Genomic DNA, 23,550 nt, shown 5'->3' on the forward strand with positions numbered 1-23,550 from the left:
CAAAAAAAGACAAACGATGAAAAATAGATATAGTACTTTAATATTGTTATCGCTATTGGCTTTGGTTTTTGTACAGTGCAATGACGATGAATTTTTTGAGTTGGAACGCCCTCAATTGTTCCCTTGGAACAGTGTGGATGAGTTTGAGCTTTCCGTTGTGGATTCTTACTACGGATTTTTTCTTAACTCAGGTTGGACTGCCCCTTATGGTTATTCGGCATATCGCGATTTTGTAATAAGTGATATTTCAACCCATACTGACCATCAACCTTTGGAGCATGCCGCGATCAATCAATACGACCGTGATTTTACGGCGGTATCCAATTCAGAGGGCGATGCCGAGTTTGCCCAACTATACAGGGTTTTGAACCAAATATTACCAGGTTTGAAATTTATTGAGGAGAAAGAGCAAGAAGGTACCGATGCCTTTTCTGCTATGACTCCCGAAGATCGAAATCAGCTGCAACAGCAAAAGGGGGAGTTGTACTTCATGAGAGCCTGGACCAATTATCATTTGGCCAAGGGCTTTATGCCTACCTACGTACCGGGAGGGGATAATTCGGGAAGATATATTCCGTTAAAACAGAATTTTGACGAAACGGCCGATGCATTGCGGAGTTCACAATTGGGAAGCGTTCAAGAATTTTATGATTTGATGGTTTCCGATTTGCAAAAGGCAAAAGAGCTGCTTCCTGAACAACACGCTAAAGCGGGTCGAGCTAATAAGTATGCAGCAGCGACCCTATTGTATCGCATAAAATTTGCTATGGGCGACCATGCCGGGGCCTTGGATGAATGCAATTTTGTCATTACCGATGCGGTAGATGCCAAAGGGTATTATGACCTTTCCCAAGATCCTGAAATGGCCTGGACAAGAAATTTTGGCGACGCCAAAGCGAATGAGGTGATTTGGGAGGTGGCTTTTCGTCCTGAATCAAGTGATAATGATATTCCCTTTGCGCGAATGACCAAAATAGGCTATTACAGGGCCAATGGAGGCGGTAGAGGTGATGGTACACTTGACGAGAACGGTAATGTGAACGGTTGGGTACAGAGTTGGGCCGGAACCATGGCATTGTCTTATTACGCCTTGGGGCGAATGGGTTGGATGGATATGACTACAAATACCCCTACACCTGAAGCCTTGGCCGATAAAAGGTTCAATCAACTTTATTATTTCCTAAAGGCAGGAGCAGATAGAAATGCTGCAGTGGATACCGTGGGTATGTCGGTACCGGAAAGAGTGGCATATATGACTTCTTTTGACGGTAATCCCAAGGTAACAAAAAACCATATTTGGATCGATAAGTATTATCGGGCCGAAGATGGAAGGTATGCCCAACTGCCTTTGATGCGATTGGCTGAGCTTTACCTGTCACGAGCCATGCTTCGCCTTTCTGTAAACAATGATGTAATCGGTGCTACCGCCGATGTTAATGTGGTGCGACAAAGGGCAGGTCTGACGGGTCTGGCTTCGGTTACTGCACAATCGGTAGAGGAAGAACGATTAAGGGAGCTTGCCGGTGAAGGTGGAGATCGCATGTTGTACATGAAAGGTTTTAAAAAGGAAATTGACGGTAATAAATTCAACGAAGCCGGAGTTGCTATTCCTGCCATTGCTTTTCCTTATGAAGGCATGTATACCCCCGTTCCTTTGGGAGAAACCGATTATAACGACAATTACAACAACTAATAAACAAGTAGAGCCAAGAGTTCTATATATTGCCCTTGATTTGGCAGTTTTTTTAACTGCCATCTTCAACCTTTCGATTTTTTGAGGCACCAGAGGTCCCTTCCGGTATGACGCTGTATTTTAAATGCAACCATCATATGGGAAGGGAGGTCGGTGGGGTTTTTTTCAAAAGGAGTTTCATCGCAGACAGTAGAGCAAGTAAAATAAAGAACAGGATTATCTTTAAACCTGCTGTTTTATACGATTACCGACGATTTCCTTTCCAAAACCTACCACTAAACTTATATCGTCGATACTACTGTTTTTTCTGTCATAGACAGTAATCACGGGGAATGGGCGTAAACAATCCCTCCTTTAAAACCCTCTGAAAATACCAAAATTCGGGCAACACCCTTGTCTTAATTTTTTTGGAATCCCAAAGGGCATTGTACCTGATATGGGGCATTTATATAAACGGTAGGGCGAGAGAAAACTTCATACAGAACGAAATAAAAAGAATAAAGGGAATGTTCACTATGCAAAAAAGAACAAATGCGTAATTCATTGAAAATGGTAAGGGCCCTATTGGTCCTATGCATCGGTACGATAATGGGTAGCTGTGGCGAGATACCTGAAGTTGAGGTAAAACTCGATTGGCCGTCCTTTCTGTCCGATCACGATTTGGTTTGGGAACAATTGCCTGAAGCCTACACGGAAGGAGCTTTTATGGGGAACGGTATGCTAGGGAATATGCTCTATAAGGTTCCCGGTAAAAACGCTATTCGAATGGAAATCTGCCGTTCCGACGTTCAAGACCATAGGGGTGATGATCAAGGGGAAACACCGTATAGTCGAGGGCGTTTGCCAATAGGCCATTTTCTGTTAGTGCCCAAAGGGGAAATAGAAGAGGCTTCTATGCGCCTTGATTTGTGGAATGCGGAGACTAGCGCTAAAATTAGAACCAGTGCAGGTGAAATACATCTCAGGTCTTATGTTCATGCCGAAAGTATGCTGGTGGTTACCGAAGTGAACGCCACCGAAGGGGAGAATGGTTTTGAATGGAAGTGGGAGGGGGAAAAGGCTATCAGCCCCAGACAATTGTGGGGTATTGATAAGGATCAGCCGTTTAGGGTTTTTGAAGGCTACAAAGAGAATCCTCCCTTTGAACTGGGGGAAACCGAAGGTATTTCCTATTGCTTACAGCCCCTCTTGGAATCGGGACAGACGGTAACGGCTTGGAAAGAAATCGATACGGGCAAGGGCAGGACCTTGGTGGTAAATGTATCCCACAGTTGGCCCGATAACAAAGCCAAAGACCTAGCAGTGGCAACAGTGGCCCAAACTCGCGCAAAGCACTTTTCGGAATTGGAGCGTAGCCATAGACAATGGTGGCATAACTATTATCCACAGAGTTTTGTATCCATTCCCGATAATAAGTTCGAAAGCTTTTATTGGATACAGATGTACAAACTGGCATCGGCAACCAGAAAAGACCGGGCTTATATTGATAATCACGGCCCTTGGCTCGAAAAAACGGCATGGCCCTATGCTACATGGAATTTAAACGTACAATTGACCTATTGGCCGGTTTACACCTCAAACCGCTTGCCTTTAGGGGAGTCTTTGCTCAATGCTTTGTGGGATAATCGTGAAAACCTAAGGAACAATTTACCAGAAGTTTACCGAAAAGAGTCCTATGGAATCGGTAGGGCGGCAGGAACTGACTGCATTGCCTCGGTGGGTATTCCGGGAGTCGATTCGGGAGATTGGATACTTGACCAAGCGAATACACCTGAAATCGGGCTGCTTCCTTGGGCCTGTCATAATCTGTGGTTGCAATACCGGTATTCTATGGACGAATCGTTACTGAGAGAAAAGGTCTTTCCCTTATTAAGGGGGGGCAATCAATTATTACCTCTATTTTCTTAAGGGAGGTCCCGATGGAAAATTACACTTACCCAAGACCTACTCCCCTGAATATGGGCAATCTTATGACGATTGTAATTTTGACTTGGCGTTGATCCGTTGGGGGTGTGAAACCTTGTTGGAGAGTGCGGAAATACTGCAAATTTCCGATCCCTTGGCTCCAAAATGGAAAGATGTATTGGAAAACCTAGTTGATTTTCCCGAAAATGAAGAAGGCTTTATGATAGGAAAGGACCAAGCCTATGACAGATCGCATCGTCATTTTTCACATTTATTAATGGTTTATCCCTTGCACCTGGTACATATTGATCAGCCTAATGGACGGGAACGGATACAGCGGTCATTAAATCATTGGCAATCTAAAAAAGAATACTTAATGGGGTATTCGTATACGGGTGCTTCGTCTATGGCCGCGACCCTAGGGGAGGGCAATCTGGCCTTAGACTATTTGAAAGGACTGTGGGGCGAATTTCTTCGGCCGAATACCTTATATGTTGAAGATGGGCCTTGTATCGAGACCCCGCTTTCAGGGGCCCAAAGTATTCATGATATGCTTCTGCAAAGTTGGGGAAACAAGATACGGGTATTTCCGGCAATGCCCGATGTCTGGGCCGATGCCAGTTTTGCCGACCTGAGAACGGAAGGGGCTTTTCTGGTTTCTGCCAAACGCGAAAAAGGAAAAACCGATTTTGTGAAAATAAAGAGTCTGGCAGGGGCCCCCTTGATAATAGCACCGGGAATAAAAGGGAAAATATTGACCTCGGGGAAGCGAAAATTTAAAATGGAGAACATAGGGGAAGGACTCTTTTCCATTGATTTGAAAAAAAATGAAGAGGTCATACTGCATACTGACCAAACAAAGCATTTCGTATTAAAACCCGTGTCCGAAAAACGACGCGTTGGCAACTACTACGGTTCAAAGGCCATGAAGAAAAAAATGGAGTATAAGGGCTTGGAATAACTTGTTTAGCCAAGTTGATAAAGGGTAGATGCCAAGCTCCTTTCTGCTTGAAATATTTTTATGAACGCCCATTATATAGGCCTTAAAACCCTGTTGTGCAACCTTAGCGTAAGAGATTGCACCTTGGGGACCGATAAAAAAAGGGAAGGTGGCCTTATTTTGTTCTCAGCAGGATCTCTTTCCCAAGAGGGGGCGGAAAAGGCGTATTGAAGAAATAAAATTTTGAGTCGAATATAAAACTTGAATCTAGTTATGAATAAAAGAATAACTGTAGCACTTTGCTTTATAGGGCTGTTGGCCTATAACGAAAGTGAGGGACAGGTCTCTGGTGGGGGACAAGAAAATTTGCTAAAAAAGAAGGAGCTTCCGGGCGAATATTCCGCGGAACAAATTCTTAATGGGGAATATCAATGGCCCGCTTCCCCTGAAATCAAGATGGAGGCCCTTGATTCTCCTTTCTTTGTAAAGGATGCCTTCGGAACCGTACCTGAACCTGGGGTGCATCCAAGAATTTTATTTTCCCCGGAGGATTTGGAGGATATTAGAAACCGGTCCAAGAATACGCAGACCGGAAGGCTCGCCTTAAAAAACTTAAGGGCATACCAAGATGTATCGATCCGTAAGGAACATACGGCCAGTTACAATGTCTATCAAGCCTTATTGGCCGGAAATATAAAGAAAGCTAAGGGTTTACTTGATAATTATGCCAAAGCAGGGGAAAGCGATGGGGTGAGTTGGCACCACCGTCCGCAGTTTCTTTATGTCCTTTTATTGGAAACATTCGACTGCCTATTGCGAGACGACACGGAAAAAGGGGCTGAACTGGCCACGGTGATAACCAACCTCGGGAAAGTCTATCAAAAGAATTTGGATCAAATGGACCGAGCCTTTAAAAGCGCGTCGGAAATTCTATCCCAAGGAGGGGATGATGGCAATGCTTTAAAATTCAATTCACAACTCAACAGTGATGTGTGGCGTAGCGGTCGAAAAGACGCCATTGGAGGTGAGCCTTATTTTGCCTTTTTATATGATTTCGCCTATAACTGGATGAATAAAAGACAGCAGAAGAGCTGTAGAAACCTTTTGAATACTTACACCAAAGGAAAGACGGCCATGGGCTCACATATGCCCCATCATTTCCGTAATTGGAACTGGGTTGCCGTAGGATCGGGACTATTGCTGACCTCTTTGGCTACTGAAGGGGAAGAGGGTAACGATGCTCGTGTCTACGAACACCAGAAAGAAGTTCAGACCGATTACCAAAAATACGGATGGTCAGAAATGGGGATGAGCAAAGAGGCTATAGGATATACCCAATATGGTTTGCGATGGCACGGGCCCGCACTTGTGGCCATGGCCAGAAGAGGGCATAATCTATGGAATCAGAAGCGTTGGTACAACTCATTGAAATGGTATGCCAATTCGGTACAGCCGGGAGGTGCACGTTTTCTTAGCCATGGTGATGGGGGAGAGGCCGGGCCTACCCTGCAGACCCTTCTCGCCTGGAAGCGGAGTTATCCCCAAGATCCTTTGGTAAATTATGTTTTACAAGAAACCCTCGCCTATCAAAATGGCGGCGGCGATAAGTTGGACGGAGGAAGAGGCTATGTCATATATCAAATTATTTTTGCGGATGACCCCTTGCCGATCGATTTTGAAGCGGGAAAGCGATTAGGACTCCCAAATACGTATTTTGATCCCGAACGCAAGTCCTTGATTACCCGTTCGAATTGGGGTGACGATGAGGTACAGCTACAATTGGAATGCCGCGATGACCAAATAGGGCCAAGCCATCAACATGCCGATCGCGGTAATTTTACCTTTTCTGGAGTCGGAAGGGCATGGGCGATCGATCGTTTTAGGGGTATAGAATCACGACATCATAATTGTGTGATCATCGACGGTAAGGGACAAGGTTATGTGCCGCCCCCGGGAGAATGGTTGGGCCTTGTAGATAACGACGACGCTACGTTTGGGGTTTTGAACGCCAAGTATGCGTACGATTGGTATTGGCAAGGTACATTGAGCGGGTTTGCCGACAAAGACCAACCAAGACGCCGTTTTAAACGATGGGAATACTTGACCGGGGAAACCGATAAATGGCTGGCCAAACACCCAAATTTTGACTGGAAGGCGAATATCGACCGTTCACCTGTGGTCGAAGCCTACTACAACGGCTTTGAAAGTGGCGATCCCAGAATGTGGGATGAATATGCCCGTCCGGTTCGTGTAAAGCACAATCCCGTTGAAAAAGCGTTTCGTTCGGCAGGACTCGTTCGAGGGGCACATCCTTATGCGCTGGTGGTAGACGATATTCAAAAAGACAGCAAAGACCACACCTATGAATGGATCATGATGGTCGATAGCGATGTGGAAATGCTTAGTCTTCAAATTGACGAAATCATACTAGGCGGTGATACGAAAAGGACCGAAGGGGCCTGGGGTACCTTAAAATTCGAACCGAAAGAGGGAGACGCCCAATTATTGGTCAAGGTTTTGGATCGTACCGTTCCCGAAGATGAGTTCAAGAATCCCCAGATACGGTTGGAAACCTTTGAATACAAAGATGCAAGAGATTGGCCCGATGGCAGAAGTTTTGGTATGGCCAAGCGCTTGGTCATTCCTTCCTATGGGGTGAATCCTAATTTCAAGATGCTGCTTTTTCCCTACTATCATGGAGAGGAAAAACCGCTGGTAAAATGGAACGAATCTAAGACCGAAGTCTCCATAGAATGGCAAGACCAGAAAGATAGGGTCATTTTTAAGGAGGACGAAAAGGGGCGTACCACCTACAAGGTAATCCGTAAGGGAAAAGTAATCGCAGAAATCTAAAAAGGCTTGTGCGAAGCGAAACATAATTTACCGATTCACTATCTGGGGTTAGGGCCGGCCCTGTATCGCCCGGTCGTATTGTACGATTGTAAAACCGATAAACCGACCCCGGGAACAAAGACCAAACCAAATGAAAAAAACGTTCGAAACATTCCTTTTTGCAGCTTGTCTATTCGTTATGGCACTTTTACCGACGGAGGCAAAGGGCCAATTAGACCGTTCATATGACCATCTTGATAAAGAGAGGGCCAAAGACCAACTGAAGCATTTCTTTACGCCCGAACGCTTGGCCTACTTTTCAAAACAGGGAGAGTGGAAAGGAAAGGAAGAGTGGGGTTTTACCCGTTCTTTGGAACCGCTGGCTTATTGTCAAGCGGCCTTTGCCTCGGGCCATAAAAAGGCCATTGCCCAAGCCAATCGCTACCTCGAAAATTTTCCCGATTACTATCAAGAGTGGCATCGTGTCAACTTTTTACTGTCAAAATACGGCGCGCTGGTCAGTGAAAGGGCCAAAGTAAAGCTCGAAGGTCACTTAAAAACCATTGCCGATGGCTTTTTGGAAGACCATTGGAACTTTGTAGGGACCAATGATAATTTTCCCTGTATGGCCACCTGTGGCAATATTTTGTACGGCGAGCGTACCGGTTATACGATACAGGTCGACAAAGGCAGGGAACGTTTGCAAATGTTCAAGGAGCAACTTACCCGTAGTGGGGTAAACACGGAATACAGTTCGCAGGCTTATTGCTTTTTACAGATAGAGCCCATAGCTATGATCGCCGAGATGACGCAAGATAGCACGATTAAAAAATTGGCCCTCGAAATAGAGGAGCGTCTTTGGATCGATGTATTGGCACATTACCACCTCCCTACGGCCAAAATGGTAGGGCCTTGGTCGAGGGCATATCAATGGGATATGAGAGGGGTTGGACTTCCGTTCGCTATGTTCGATTTTGTATTGGGCGACCTTACTCCTTACTTCCGTCTTGACGATTATTTCCTTCCCAGTGAAGAATGGATAAAGGTGAGGGCGGCTTCCTGTTATGGAAATGAGTACCATTGTCCGAAATATCTTGTCGATTGGGTAAAGAACCGACAATATCCATTTCATTTCCTTGCTACCGCAGATGGATGTGCCAGCTATGACGATAGGGGAATGGAGAAGTTGGGGCTCAATGCCGATGCCATGGACCCCTTTGTCGATTACGATTTGGAACCTTACGGGGCATGGAACAGTCGCATAGAAACCTATATGACCGAAAAGTATACCATAGGTTCCGCTTCTATACCTTACCATTCAGGTGAGCAGACCGAAAGTTTTTTGCTTACCTATCCTAAAAAGAACATAGATAAGAGCCCCAAAAATACAGCGACCATCTTTTCGCGCTTTATTGTCAATGGGCAGGAAAAATTATCGGGACCGACCGACGGATATGGAGATCGGGGAATTCTATACAGTGAAAGGGGAAGACGCCTGGTCACCCAACATAAAAATACCGCCGTGGTTCTCTATCGTCCAAAACGATATAACCGGGAACAAGTAAGTAGCCTAAGCGTAGGTATCTATATTCCCAATGATCACTGGGGGGATGGGGCCAACACCATAGATGAAATATGGGTGGGTGATGATAATATCTCGGGAAAAGACTTTACGGCCAAAGGCCATAAGACCATTTATGTGAAAGATGGGGATGTGTATATGGCGTTTGTGCCACTGGTACCCGTAAACTATGGTTCGGAATACGACCTTCGGATTCAAGAGAGGGAAGGTTATACGGTCATAGAGTTCTTCAATTATCAAGGGAAACCGATCGACTTTACACGTAATCAGTTCGCTTTAATAGGGAATGGTTTTGTATGTGAAGTGGCTTCTACGAAGGAGTATTCATCTTTTGAACAGTTTAGGAAAAAGATGGGCGGGGCAAAGGTGGAAGATAATTATAAGGCGTATCAACATTATAGGAAGAATCCCCATAGATATGTGAAGTATGACCGGGGAGATCTCTTTATAGAAACGGAATACAGCCCCATAGACGAAGGGGTCCGTTATCAGACGGTCAATGGAAAAAACGTGATAAAACCGGTACTTGAGACCGATGGCTTGGAGATAGGGCGAATCCCCTTTTTAGGATATTGATATAAACTTTACTACAGAATTTTAACAGAATGCACATGTGTACTAAAAAATTGACTTTATTAGCTTTTTGCATAACCCTTTTTTTAGGGGAAGGGCTTGCCCAAGAATATATTCCGAAAGGCGAACAAGATTTCTATAAGGGAAGCCACGGACCGGATGCGGATTATATTTTGGAAGGCGGATTAATAAAAGATTTGCCTCCCATGCCCAAGGTCGATTTTGATTTTAAGGGTGAAGGTTTTGATTCGGAAAAACTGAGCGAGGTACCCGAGCCAGGGGTACATCCGAGGGTAATCATGAGCCCGTCGGATGTTGAGCGAATGAAGAAGATGGTGGCTATGGGAGACCAGGCCCCGAAATTCTTCAAACTGCAGTTAGAAGATCTGCGCAAGAATGTACAATGGGAAGTGCCTGAAAATTTTGAGTATTATGCCAATCCTTTCGGTGCGGACGGTAATATTGCCAAATGGGCCCTCTTGGCCTTGCTGACCGATGATCAAGATTTAGGGAGGCGCGCAGCGGAGGCAACTGTGGCGCATGCCTTGTATTTGGAACCTCGTATCGATATCCTAAATCATGAGGAAACCGCGGAAAGCTTCAAAGATGTATCCTACGACTTTGTTAGGACCGATTTAAAATTTGGCCCCTATACCTACGCCCAAGCCTATTATTCCGGAGGACGTAAAAGAGTAGAGGAGCTAAAGGAAAAATACGGCATGGAATACTTCTTTTCCAACACCCCGGGAGGTTATTTTACTTTGGGATGGGAATACGACTATGGGTATAATTTTATGACCAAGGAAGAGCGTACCATTGTACGTAGGGTCATTGCTAAGGCCACCTATGGAAAATACGACACGGGAATGGCCATTCCCGGGCAGATGTACATCAATAACCATATGTCGTGCCAGGCCAACTGGATTCCCTTGGCACTTGCCATTGAAGGGGAAAAAGGATATGATGAAAGGATCTTGCCTATAGCTACGTGGAGTTTACAGAACAAATTAAATTACGACCTGTCTTCCAGTGGTACCACCTATGAGAATACCAAGGGATTTATACCCATGTTGGCCGTATGGGCCGCTGGTAGAAGGGGGAATCGCAACTTATTAAAGCATAGCCATCTTTTGGCAAGGGCCGAATCGGAGGCCTTGAATGCCCGAAAAATATACAACCGTTATGTACATCGGCCTCGTCAACGCCCAAATGCCCCCGGATTGGAAGATATACGAACAGGTTTTGATGAACCCCGATTTTGGCGTACCTCCCCAGGGAGTGGTACAGGCGGACATTTAGAGTTTTGGCACATAATGAAATACTTTTACCCTAAAGATACCCGGGTAGATTTTGTATACAACATAAAGAACTCCATATTCAATGCCGATATGTTTGAAGGCAAGAAGGGCGAAGATTATTCGGGAAAACTTCATAAATCGTGGTTTCAGTTACCAGGGATAACCCTCATAACGGCCTCTGAAATTACATCCTACGAACAGAAGGAAGAATTAGACCAGTTTGAAGATATGCCCCGCTTTTGGTATGACGGAGAACGGGGTATGGTCACCATGGGCAATGGTTGGCAACAAGATGATATGTTGGTACATATGGAGAATAGGGTAGACCAATACTACGCCGGACATGAGACTCCACAACATGGTGATTTTCAAATATGGTCACATGGTATTCCTTGGAGCCCAAACGTAGGGGCTTACCGAGATGCCTCATATAGGGCCTTGGTGACCGTAGACGGACTTGCAGGGGTCTATCAGCCTGTCTCTGGAGATTCGATGACGGCGACCAATACCGCAGAGGCGGCCTCAAGTGTAGTGGAAATGACCACGGCTTACGGCTGGAGAAAATATGAAAAGTTGATGGAACTAGACCATCCGGCCTTGGCACAGGTCAATCATATTATGGGACGTTTTAAGGAGTCGGCCTATAAATTAGATCGCTTCTCTGAACTGCCTTTCCAACCGAGGATAAAGGAACACTATGACGGATTCGGCCACTTGGATTACGGTCCGTGGCATGGGGAAACCCGTGGTGTGGAACGATATGGAAAATGGGCCAATGATATGGACCACGTGTTTCGTACCATGCATTTTGCACGTGGAAAAAAACCTTATTTATTGGTCATTGACGATTTGAAAAAAGACGACAAGGCCCATCAATACGATTGGCGAATGCCCCTTATAGGTGATTCGTATGTATATGAGGTAAACCCGGCGGCACAGAACCGTCATTTAGAATTGAATACCAAGGGCGTAATAGGAACCGATATCATTATGGCCATGGCCGATAATAATGTGAATAGGGGTAGGGCCGCAACATGGGAGGCCTCATATCCCGTTATGAAACCCAATCCTAAAAAGGGAGATCCCATGCTCTTGGTAAGGGTTTTATGGAGAAACAGTAATTTTCCGTTTCCCTTGCCCAATGTTCAAAAAGCTTGGGGATACAATATGTTGAGTATTCCGGCGAATGCCGTTGATCCAGAGTATAAGGTAATGCTTTTTCCTTTTCGATTTGGTGACAAATTGCCTACCACGGTGTGGTCGGATGACCTTACCCAACTTACGGTAAACGTTGGGGGGAATACCGATATCTACACTTTTGGGAGAACCGATAAAGAACGTACGGTCTACGCAATGGAGCGTAATGGCAAGAATGTTATGAACTCTAAAGCCACTCCGAGTAAGCCTATTTTAATTGAGAAGGGGCAGTGGACCATAGACCACAATAATCCAGGGTATCGCCCTGCCCGCCTCTTCATAGGCAAAGAGATGGTTTCTTTTGAGCCTTCCCAATTGGGTAGCGTGGTGTATTATACTACTGATGGAACCGAACCAGGTCCCACTTCAAAAGTCTATGACGGTCCCATTAAAATTGACAAGTCTTGTCTTTTAAAGGCGCGTACCTATCAAGACTCATGGGAATTTGGCGAAAAATGGAGTCCGGTTTCCGAATTTGCCTTCCAAAAGGCCAGTCCTTTGAAAGCTTCCGGTCAGGTACAGAGTGTTCAAGGCCTTTCTGCCAAGGTCTACGAGTTGAAAACAACGATATATGATAAAAAGGGATTCTTTCAAGGAGACAAAATATCTTTACCTGAAGTAGAAGATCACAAGCCTATCCTTACCTCTACAAGCTCCAATTTTACGGTGCCATTTGCAGAACCAAGGCAATCCAGTACCCTAATGACGAAGTCTTTCTACCTTTTTGAAGGGTATTTTGAGGCCAAGGAAGATGGTGTTTACAGGTTTGAGGTAAGCTCTAACGGCCCTATCGATTTTAGCATGGGAACTGCTTCGGTCTTACGTGTAGACAAGCAATACGGACTCTCGTACAAGAGTAGGTATGGGGAGGTGGCCCTCGCCAAAGGCAAGCATAAGTTCAGGCTTTTGGTTTGTGATCCCATGTTTTGGAAAGGCGATATCGAGGAAGCTTATAAAATTAAGGTGGGTGTTAAGCGACCGGGAGAAAAACAATATACACCGGTGCAAGACCAAGAGTTGACTACCAAGGCTCCCTTTGTACTACGTGGAAACGAAACCCATGTAGATCAAGTTAGGTTAAAACTGTTGACCGATCATTCCAAACTTAAGTATGCCTATACGCTAGATGGTTCCGACCCTCTTGTAGCAAAGGCAAGGGAATTACAGGAAATCGTGGTCACGGAACCCGGCTTACATTCGCTACACGTGGCTGCTTTTAAAAACGGGTCTAGGCTTGGGGAAATTATCGGGAAGCGTATCCACGTGCTAAAGGCCCACCCTGCCGTGGAGGTAGCCTCCGTACAGGGAATAAGGATTCAAAAATATGATCGAATCGATTTACTGGGAGGCAATAATGACATTCCTGAAAATGGATTGGCTCCTTCATATTTTGAAGTGAAGGGATCAAAACCTTACGAAGATCGTTTTGTAACTGCACTTTCTGCCAATGATACACCTAGAAAGCTGATGGTCTATACCGGTCTATTTGAGGTCGTGGCCGATGGCGTCTATGAATTTATGATGCCCAATGGTAAGGATAACAGTGTGCAATTGGTGATAGATGGCGAAACCGTCTTGCATAGAAGGGTACACGCCCCTGCCTTACCTGGCAGTATTTACCTCAAAAAGGGAAAGCACCGGATACAGATCAAAGTGGCACTTGGTAAGGCGGAAATCAGTGTTAAATATCCCAACGACAATGCCGTACAAGACTTTCCGGTATCGGCTATTACCGTGCCTTTGACGCCGACCTTTAAAATTGCAGGGGAAGAACTAAGCAATAATGCCATAGAAATTTTTGAGGATACTCAGTTGTCATTGGCCGCTCCCGACAAGGCGTACAAGATCCGGTATAGTCTCAATGACGGAAAGATTCAATCGTACAAACGCCCCTTAAAAGTGTCAAAGTCGACGGTCGTAAAGGCTGGATTGTTCAAGAACAAGACATTGATTGGTGAATTTAGGGAAGTCCACCTAGAAAGAAACGAGATTCCGGAAAAAGGTTTGGTCGCCTATTTGGCTTCAGAGGAAATTACAAACGGACTTACCCCGGTAAACGGAGGGGGCAATGTTTCCGCAGTCGTTGAGGGTGGTGTAATCGTCCCAGGGAAGATAGGCAACGGAATAGGGTTGTTCAAGAAAATTTCACAGTTGGTGGTCGATGAAATGCATACGCATGAAGATGCGGCGACCGTTAGTATGTGGATAAATTTTAAGGATAAGTCAAACGTCATGTTCGTTACGGGACTACCTTATTTCTATGAAGAATATACCTTAGAGAATAGGGGGAGTGCTCTTCAGGCAGACTATGCCAGGGGCATCGGACTGATAAAAAAGGAACTGAACGAAGCCGACATGGCCCCAGGCAAATGGTTTCACGTGGCAGCGACCTACGGAGAAGAAATCCGACTGTATTTTAATGGGCAAATGATCAATTCGGTACAAGTACAGAACAAATCGGCAAGAAGGGGAAGCGGCCGGGCGTCAAAAATCAACCTGATGGTCAATAGGTCAGGGGCTGCCAATGCTACCATGGACGAATGTCGCATATACGATAGGGTCTTGACCGCTAAGGAAATCGAAACTATCTATAATGCCGAAAAATAGTTTTATGCGATTTCTATATTATTTGTTGCTCGTAGTGGCTTGTTCCTGTATAGGGGGCAAGCATACAGATCCTGTTTGGAAAACATATGGCAGTATTCCTGTGCGGCCTCCAGAATCTACTATTTCCTTGACTTATGACGGTGGGAATACATATTGGGCCCTTACTTCGAGCAAAGGCAGCAAGGGAAATACGCTCATGGTACTCCCGGCGGGAAAGAAGGTCTGGGAGAAGGAGACTTTAAGCCATGCTCCGTCAGGACTTTGGCATACGGTACTGGCCGACGAACATGGGATGTTATGGTTGGCGAGTAACAAGAGCTTGTTGTATTGTGACCTTAGGGATTTAAGTCAAGGGTGGGCCGAATTTACGGGCTTGGCCGAAGGCGATATTATGGACCTTGCCATAGGCAGCAATGGTTCCGCCTTATTGGGGTTGAACTCGGGAAACCTCATTGAGGTCGATTTGGAGAAAACCACAAAGGACGGAACTAGTTCCTATCTCCCTAGTTTAAAAGTTCACCGTATACCAAAGGGACTAAAATCGTTGAGCCTCGATGATCGAGGTGATGTAATTTGTGTAACCACGGAAGGCAGCCTTAGCGTAGATTTGGGGGGGGCATGGATGGAAAACTGGGAAATGGTCGCCCGTATGCCCGGGAGTAACCACGATCTTAGAGGTGATGTGTTAGACCATCGGTTTTATATGGCAGGAGGGCTTACGGCCGAGTATGGCTATCCTATGGACAGCTATGCGTATTCCAAGCTTTTTGCCTTCGATCCCGAAACGAATAATTGGGAGGTCATCGCCGACCTTGGGGTTCCAAGAGTATACTGTGCCACCGGCACCCTAAACGGACAGCTTTGGGTAGCGGGGGGAGACCTACTGCCCGAAAAAGGGGAAAGGCACACGACCCGTATGGTCCAAAAAGTAGACCCTAAAAGCGGAACTGTAAAAACAGCACCCTCCTTAAATAACAACCTCTCCGCGCCCTTGGCCTTTAATTCTAGGGGAAGGCTCTATGTTATGGGATATACCAACTGGTTAGGGGATGCCCAAGCGCCCTTATATGTGACCAGTATAGGTGAAGGGGAAACCCAATGGCGCACCGAACCGACAGGACCGGAAGGAAAAGGAGCCATTTACGGATGTAAGTATAAAGACCAAATTTGTATCGTAGTAGCCAACACGTATCTGGCCCTCTTTGATCCGATTACGAATCAGTGGACTACTATAGATATGCCCCTAAAAGTACGCTCTCCCCAAGTGGCGAGTATAAATGATGAAATTTGGGTGATGGGCGGACGTGATACCAATAATCAGGCCGGTGTACAGATATACAACCTTAAGAACAAACAGTGGAAAATGGGGCCTGACCTTCCTCGCGAATTGGCTTGGGGTGTCGGTTTTAATCTAAATGGGCAGCTCTACGTTACAGGTGGGGCTGCAGGAAAGAGTTATAACAACAGGACTTTTCGCTTGAAAAACAAGTAGGTAATCTGTTGCTATACCCATAGTTCTATCAAAGACAACGATTCTAAGAGAATAATGGCAAGGACCAACTGCCTCAAGACCAATAAATCAAAGTAAATACTATGAGCATTTTTAAGAAACGTTTTATACTACCGGCTTTGTCCGTTTTAATGGCAATGGGCAGTAGTTGTAAAAAAGAGTTACGGGATACGGGCAAAATTTATGAAAAACCCCTTATCGTCAGGGATCCTGCCGTTAGGTCGTTGACTCCCGAAGAAAGTATGGAAACTATGCATTTGCCAGAGGGCTATCGTGTAGAGCTCGTAGCCAGCGAGCCAATGATCCACGAACCAGTGGCCATTGCTTGGGGACCCAACCAAGAACTCTATGTGGCAGAGATGCTGACTTATATGCAAGATATAGATGGTACCAATGAAAATGAACCATGGAGTAGGATTTCGGTATTGGAAGACCTTGATGGCGATGGGGAAATGGACAAGAGTACCGTATTCATTGATAGTTTGATTTTACCAAGGATTCTTTTGCCTTTAGATGATAGGGTAATCGTGGGACAAACCTATGACCGTAGCTTATACAGTTACCGCGATACGGATGGGGATAAGAGGGCCGATGAGAAAATACTGATTTTGAAAGATACGGTTCGGGACAACGCCAATCTAGAACATCAATCCGCCAATATGATGTGGAGTATAGACAATTGGTTGTACGTTTCACGAAATTCGTTTAGATATCGGTTTACCCGAGGTAAGATGGAGATAGATACCCTGAGGGATGCGCCTGTTGGGCAATGGGGACTTACCGAAGACGAAAATGGACAATTGTTTTATTCGAGTGCAGGGGGGGAAGTACCTGCCTTAGGATTCCAACAACACCCTACCTATGGTAATTTGGAGATGCCCGGCAAATGGGAGGAAGGATTCGAGAAGGTATGGCCGATTATCGGCACCCCTGACGTACAGGGAGGAAATAAACGTCTACGGGAAGATGGTACCTTGAACCACTTTACGGCGAGTTGTGGCCAATCTATATTTTTGGGCGACCAGCTTCCGGCCTATGGCGACCTCTTTATTCCGGAACCGGTGGGTAGATTGGTGCGTCGCGCCAAAGTAGAACACATAAACGGCAAGACTGTCTTGCGGAATCCTTATGGGGAAACCGAATTTTTGGCGTCCACCGATGCCAATTTTAGACCGGTAGAATCAAAGACCGGACCTGACGGCTGCCTGTATATCGTCGATATGTATAGGGGAATCATACAAGAGGGAAATTGGGTCCGTAAAGGAAGTTTTTTACGTCCCGTGGTCGAAAGAAAAGGCTTTGATAAACATATTGGCAAGGGAAGAATTTATAGAATCGTACATGAAAGCGGGAAACCTAGTAGGCCGGAGAGGTTGTTGGGGCGAACCAGTGAGGAATTGCTTTCGTATCTCGGTCATCCTAACGCATGGTACAGAAAAACGGCACAGAGGTTGTTGGTTCTTCGTAAGGACATTGCCGTGGTTGGCGAACTCAAGGATATGGTACAAGGTGAGGAAGCTTTTTATAAGTCGTGGTTCAACGATACGGATTTGGCCCTGGGCCGACTTCATGCCTTGTGGACCTTGGAAGGTATGGATGCCATAGACGAAACCCTCGTACTATCGGCTTTAGCGGATGAAGACGCAAGGGTAAGGCGTGCGGCCCTCCGGATCAGCGAACGCTTTCTAGAGGTATCGAACAAAGAAGTCTTTGCCGCGGTAAGTCAACTAAAGACAGATTCCGATAAGGAGGTCCTGGTACAGCTATTGTTGAGCCTTAGGTCGAGTCCGATAGGGGAAGCAAAGACAATGATGCAACAGGTCGTTTCTGGAAATGCTGAAAACGAGGCTCTAACGGTTATTGGCGAAGAAGGCATCAAAGACGTTCCTTTGGAAATAGAAACCTTGAAGAAGAAATACATTTTAGAACGTCCTGAGCTTAGGAATAGTGTGGTTAACGGATATGGTCATTTTAAGACAATTTGCGCGGCTTGCCACGGGCCAAATGGCGAAGGGATTAAGAATACGGCCCCTCGATTAGTCGGCTCTTCTAGGGTAAAGGGCAGTATTGATGTACCCTTGAAAATTGTCTTGAACGGCCTTACCGGTCCGGTAGATGGCATTAAATATGCTGGTGTAATGGCAGGAATGAAAGGGAACGACGATCAATGGATCGCCGATGTCTTGACCTATGTAAGAACCGAGCTGAACGATACCAATAGAATTACCGAAAGGGATGTGAAAAGGGTACGCGAAGAGGTAAAAGACCGCGAAGCGTATTGGACCCTTGAGGAGTTAACGGGAGGAAAGTAATATTTTTGGAAGTGGGGGATAACTCGATTGTTAAGGTTCCGAAAGAAAATAACAAAAGGCCATTTCGTTTTAGAAAATGGCCTTTCTTCACTCAACAAACTAAACTATTCAACTAATAAAACCCAATTTCTAAGGGGGCGTGGTATAGCTCCTATTAATACCACATATAGTCTTGATAATCTTTCATTTTATGGATTTCTACCCCGGCCAGCAATACGGCGCCCAAACCATGCGGGTCGTTCAAGGGGCGGGGGCGATTGTAGTAATATGACAGGTCTTGCCGTATGTTGAAGCCTTCGCTAATATTGGTAATCTGTCCGTCGGCCATTATGTTTTCTGAAATTCCCTTCCATCCATTTATGGCAATGGACGAATATATTTCGGGAATCCATTTTTCATTGACCGCTTTGGCTACCGCATAGGTAAACATGGCGGTACCCGATGTTTCCAAAAAGGAATCGGGTTTGTCAATGAGCTGACGCCACATGCCGTTTGCCGTTTGGTACCTAGATATGCCTATAATCTGCTCGAAAAGGGATTTCCGAACTTCTTCCCAACCAGGGTAATCCTTAGGGATATATTCCAGTAAATCGCATTTGGCAACGATCGACCAGCCATTGGCCCTTCCCCAGTGTGCAACTCCTTTTTCGCCTATTTGGGTACAGTACGAATGCCAGTATAGCCCTTTGGAATCGTCAAATAGCAATTCGTGGAACCCGAGGGCATTTGAAATGGCATCGTCCCAAAATGAAGTGTCACCGCTCATTTTGCCCATGCGTACCAAAAAGGGAACGCTCATATATACGTCATCGGCCCATACGGTAGTATAGCCTTTGTAATTTCTGCAAAACACACCGTTTTGCAACCGGTCTTGCCCCGATGAAACCCAAGCTTTTACTTTTTGGAGCCTATCGAGCCAATGGTCGTTCTTTCGTATCTGATATGCCTCAATGAGACTGCCGTCCATGGCCCCGCAATCATCAAGCCTGTCGAGCCTAAAAAATTGATGGAAATTGGGGGCATATTGCTCGGGGTCGAAATCGGCGAATTGTTTTTCAAAAAAATCAAGGTTTTCAAAGATGAAATCAAAATTACGTAGCACATAATCTTCGTATTTTTGGTCTTGAAGAAGGTGGGCCATTTTGAACAATGCAATATGGGTTACCCCGTTCCAGTATTTCCAGTCTTCGTAACCGCTCTTAAGCCAAACATCCTTGGTAGGAGCTACCGTTTTTAAATCGTCTAGGGTTTCTCCCGAAGCCTTGTCAATGAACCGATAGGTGGTGTCTTCTATTATCCTGTCCGCAACGAGCCGTATTAGGCGCTCTACTTCTTTTTTATCGTGTAAAAAACTCATTTTTTGGTTTTAGGGTTATTGCAGCTCACTGATCGGATAAGGAACTATGGGGTCGTCATCGCCCGCCATTCCCCATATAAAACTGTAGGGAGAGGTTCCTGCCGCACAGTGGATGCTCCAAGGCGGGGAAATGACCGCTTGCTCATTTGCTACCCATAGTATTCGGGTCTCTTGGGGTTGGCCCATGATGTGCGCCGCAGCCTTTCCTTCGGGAACGTCAAAATAGAAATAGGCTTCCATCCGGAGTTCATGTACGTGGGCAGGCATAGTGTTCCATGCATTTCCAAGTTCAGGCGAGGTAATCCCCATCATTAATTGACAGGTTTCGACGGTATGGGGAACAATGTGTTGGTATAATTTTCGTTTGTTCGATTCTTCTGTAGTCCCCAGTTCAAGAACAGGGGCGTCGGCAAATGATATTAATTTTGAGGGGAGCGCTTTATGGGCGATACAGGCATTCAAATAAAACTTGGACGGTTTGCTGGCTTCTTCACTTTCAAAAGATATATCCTTAACGTCACTGCCCAAGTATAGGGCGTCTTTATGTTCAAGTTCATAGGTCTGACCGTCGGCGATAACCTTGCCCTTCTGGCCAATGTTGATGATTCCCATCTCCTTCTTTTGCAAAAAGTATTTGGTGGCAAAAAAGGGAATGGACTCCAATTGCAACTTTTCATGAACTGGCATGGCCCCGCCCATGATGAATCGGTCATAGTGGGAGTAGGTGAGGTTTACTTCGTCTTCGGTAAAGATGTCGTTTACCAAAAAATCCTTTCTCAATCGTTGGGTGTCATATGTTTTGGCATCTTCGGGATGTGTGGCGTATCGTATTTTAAAAGTACTCTTCATATGTATAGTTTATTTATGGGTATCGATGGAATCAAGGCAAATTGCCTAATACTATCCATATCGCGATATGGAGATGTTCAACAAGATTGGCCGAAGGTTGAAAACGGTGGTGTTTGTTCCAATTTTCAACTGTTGGCCCGTTATTTTTTAAAGGTTAATGTGATATGTCCTTGCTGAGGTACCGTTACAGGTTTGGCTTTCAGTAGGTAATTGGTTTCCAGAAACAATTGTCTTTCCTTAAGGTCTTCTTCCCAAATCTTGACCTTCGCCTCCATTTGGGTCGGGTTTTTTACTTTCACTTTTATGTATTTGGGAGTATCCTTAAGTATCTCAACGGTGAGATTGTCAAAAGAAATTACTTCAGATTTGGCCGCACAGACATAAATACCTGGAATTTCGGTATAAGTGAGCATCAGTGCCGTCTCGGCCCAAGTTGAGCCCACGAATATTTCCCCGATGCCTTCGTTCCAGTCGGTGGTACTTAAGCGTTCGCTCATCCATCCGTCAGGCGCATCCATTATCCTTCTTGAAGGAACGGAGAGGCATTGCGGAATGGCATGGGTAATATCGGATAGGAGTTCGGCATAGAAAGGCTCGCCCGTAGAACGAAATAGTTTTAAGAGGGCCAAGCCGCTATGGGTGCAAATACCGGGCGACCCATGGGTGTTTTGTGTATTGGCCCATACTCCACCGATAGAATGGTTGCCCAACTTGCCAAAGGTAGATTCTTCGGGAAATTCGTAATTATAGGCAATGACCCAAGATGAGAATTGCTTGGCGGCTTCCTCGGCAGCGACTTCCCATTGTGGATCGCTAGAGGCTTCATAGAGGCTGTAGTAAGACTCAATTAAAGCATAGGCGGACTCGCTATCGAAATTCTGTAAGGCATCGCCCGGACCACCGCATGAAATGCCTTTTTCCGTAAAATTGCTATAGAAATACTGGCCAATTTCCTTAGCGGTGTCCAAATAGTTCGGGGCCTTGAAATAGTCGGCGGCAAGCACCAGTCCGGCAGGCAATATTCCGGCAGAGGAAGAGCCCCCTACCTGAATGGTACCGGTTTTGGCGTCTACAAATTGGCCTATTTGCCCATATGTTTGCCATATGTTGACAAAGGTATCGCAGGCGGTTCGAATTCCCTTCTCCCATTGTGGGTCGACCGGAATTCCCTTGGTCTTCATAAGTTTGAATTGTTCGAGTACAAAAAATATGGCGTCGGCACTTTTTCGGGTCAGCAGCCAATCTTTGGTATGGTATTTACGCTTGTCTCCGCCAAACCAATCCGTGCCTCCTTCACAAAATCCATAAAAAAGTCCCGAGGGAGAAGTACTGTTGGGAAAGAACCAATCGAAATTTTTGATTACCCGTTCACGCGTGTCCCTCTTTTCCGAAAAGAGCAGGGGATAGGTCGAAATCATTCCTCCCGTCCAACCGGTTTGAAAATCCTGCAGGAAGTTTTCACGTAGGCCTACTGAAAAATATCCAAGGTCGTCAATGGGTACCCAATTGTCCCTTTTGAACTTTTTTTCTATGGTTTCAAAGGCATAAGAAAGAGGTATAACATTGTTGTAGGCCTTATTGGTATTGAGTTCTTTCCTGACCATGGCAAATTTGTTGAACAGGTCTTGAACGTTTTGGGCCTCAAATGAATAGGATTTAAAGTGGAAGGTAAGGGTATCGCCGGCCTTGAAATCGGCCCCACGGTCATTGGAAGGGGCCAGGTTGTCATTGGCGAAATATTGGTGCTTTTCCCTCACTAGGGGAGAGCTTATCGAAAATTCGGCATGCTCGCGGTTTCTTGATTCTACTATGCCTAGGCCGAAATCCCCTAAGCTATTGCCTTGTTCGCTTAATAAAATGTAGCCTTTATTCTGTATGGAATCAAAATAGGAAATGGAAGGGGAGGTGGTAGCCCCGCTTCTGAGTTGTACTTCTGAAACGCCTTCATATTTGTTGAGACGAGGAACGTCTGTAATGATAATGGGTACCTCTGGAGCAATGTCCCTAGGGTCCATGAGTTTGGGCGAATATCGGATTCTTCGGTAATCGTATTTATTCCCGTTATAAAGGGCACCGGGCATTAGTACATAGTTGGAGTCGTGCCAATTGTCCATCTGAAAGACAAGACCAATACTACTTTGGGGTACTTGACCGGAAACACATCTTAAGCTGATCCTAAGGTCAATGGTTCCCGATTCATTGTCGATTCCTACCGTATCTATTTTACGTATCCAACTCGATTCTTGAAAATGAAGAGGACCGTTTTCGGCTAGGGAAAAGTCTTTTTGGGCGACCCTTTGATTGTATTTCTGATGGTCGTACTGTTTGAACCGTATTTGTGGAACAACAGTTTCCGTTTGGGAATAACCGTTAAGACTGATAAGGAGTAAAATAAGAATACTAAGAATTCTGATCATAGGTATACACATTGATTTATAATATGAATAGGGAAGAGCCATCGAAAATGGAGTGTTCCATATTTTGGGCAGCTGCTTCTTACAACAAATCGCCTCACTAAAAGGCTGGTATAAAATTATCGGTTTGCTCGGCATATGCTTAGGGCGAAATGTCTCATATCATGTTTCCGAGGTTGCAGTATGTCGTTTTGTTAGTGGTATAGTTGTAGATGTGAAGCGGGTCGATATCAATTAGGAAGTTTGCGGACCCACCTAGCCATGTGATTTTTGGGAGTTTGGGGTGATTTTTCAAGGAAAACTACGGGCAACAGAGCTTTTAAAGAGCATCAACTTTAGTTGAGATCGTGGTTCAATATGCCCTTTTTATAGGGAAATATGTTTTCTCTAGAGGGTATTGGCTTATCTCCAATAGCTTCTGCAACATCTCTAAGCCATCACGATCTGGGGATGGTCTTAATTGCACGGGAATTAATGGCGG

The 23,550-nt window shown here is 45.4% G+C and carries 11 protein-coding genes; 8 read left to right on the top strand and 3 right to left on the bottom strand.

The annotated features are described in order from the left end of the window. Positions 1-16: 16 nt before the first annotated feature. The 8 genes from B4Q04_RS15100 (at position 17) to B4Q04_RS15130 (ending at position 18,449) form a co-directional block, all read left to right on the top strand. Entirely contained in the window at positions 17-1,693 is a 1,677-nt protein-coding gene (locus B4Q04_RS15100) for a RagB/SusD family nutrient uptake outer membrane protein (protein ID WP_013991652.1), read from the top strand. Positions 1,694-2,224: 531 nt separating this feature from the next. Further along, entirely contained in the window at positions 2,225-3,601 is a 1,377-nt protein-coding gene (locus tag B4Q04_RS22855; RefSeq protein WP_201723403.1) for a glycosyl hydrolase family 95 catalytic domain-containing protein, read from the top strand. Then, complete coding sequence (locus B4Q04_RS22860) at positions 3,576-4,559, top strand: glycosyl hydrolase family 95 catalytic domain-containing protein (RefSeq protein ID WP_410543975.1); 984 nt, start codon at positions 3,576-3,578, stop codon at positions 4,557-4,559. The genes B4Q04_RS22855 and B4Q04_RS22860 overlap by 26 nt, the downstream gene beginning before the upstream one ends. A gap of 252 nt (positions 4,560-4,811) precedes the next feature. Then, the gene (locus B4Q04_RS15110) at positions 4,812-7,391 is read left to right on the top strand and encodes a hypothetical protein (RefSeq protein WP_088697317.1); all 2,580 of its coding nucleotides are present in this window, start codon (positions 4,812-4,814) and stop codon (positions 7,389-7,391) included. 130 nt (positions 7,392-7,521) lie between these two features. After that, positions 7,522-9,528: a hypothetical protein gene (locus B4Q04_RS15115; protein WP_123772387.1), complete on the top strand. Its 2,007-nt coding sequence runs from the start codon at positions 7,522-7,524 to the stop codon at positions 9,526-9,528. 35 nt (positions 9,529-9,563) lie between these two features. Further along, positions 9,564-14,627: a chitobiase/beta-hexosaminidase C-terminal domain-containing protein gene (locus B4Q04_RS15120; protein ID WP_161496082.1), complete on the top strand. Its 5,064-nt coding sequence runs from the start codon at positions 9,564-9,566 to the stop codon at positions 14,625-14,627. Between the two features lie 4 nt (positions 14,628-14,631). Beyond that, positions 14,632-16,119 (top strand): Kelch repeat-containing protein, encoded by a 1,488-nt coding sequence (locus tag B4Q04_RS15125; protein WP_161496083.1) that lies wholly within the window; start codon positions 14,632-14,634, stop codon positions 16,117-16,119. 101 nt (positions 16,120-16,220) lie between these two features. Continuing rightward, positions 16,221-18,449, top strand: coding sequence for a c-type cytochrome (locus B4Q04_RS15130; protein ID WP_088697321.1), 2,229 nt, complete (start codon positions 16,221-16,223; stop codon positions 18,447-18,449). A gap of 154 nt (positions 18,450-18,603) precedes the next feature. On the opposite strand, the gene B4Q04_RS15135 is transcribed toward B4Q04_RS15130, so the two are convergent. The 3 genes from B4Q04_RS15135 to B4Q04_RS15145 form a co-directional block, all read right to left on the bottom strand. Continuing rightward, the gene (locus B4Q04_RS15135) at positions 18,604-19,806 is read right to left on the bottom strand and encodes a glycoside hydrolase family 105 protein (RefSeq protein ID WP_013991642.1); all 1,203 of its coding nucleotides are present in this window, start codon (positions 19,804-19,806) and stop codon (positions 18,604-18,606) included. A gap of 15 nt (positions 19,807-19,821) precedes the next feature. Next, positions 19,822-20,655, bottom strand: a complete 834-nt coding sequence (kduI, locus tag B4Q04_RS15140) for a 5-dehydro-4-deoxy-D-glucuronate isomerase (protein WP_088697322.1) — start codon at positions 20,653-20,655, stop codon at positions 19,822-19,824. A 140-nt stretch (positions 20,656-20,795) separates the two neighbouring features. Continuing rightward, the gene (locus tag B4Q04_RS15145) at positions 20,796-23,072 is read right to left on the bottom strand and encodes a hypothetical protein (RefSeq protein WP_088697323.1); all 2,277 of its coding nucleotides are present in this window, start codon (positions 23,070-23,072) and stop codon (positions 20,796-20,798) included. Positions 23,073-23,550 lie beyond the last annotated feature (478 nt).

This window comes from Zobellia sp. OII3, assembly GCF_002211465.1.
GTDB classification, from domain to species: Bacteria; Bacteroidota; Bacteroidia; order Flavobacteriales; family Flavobacteriaceae; genus Zobellia; species Zobellia galactanivorans.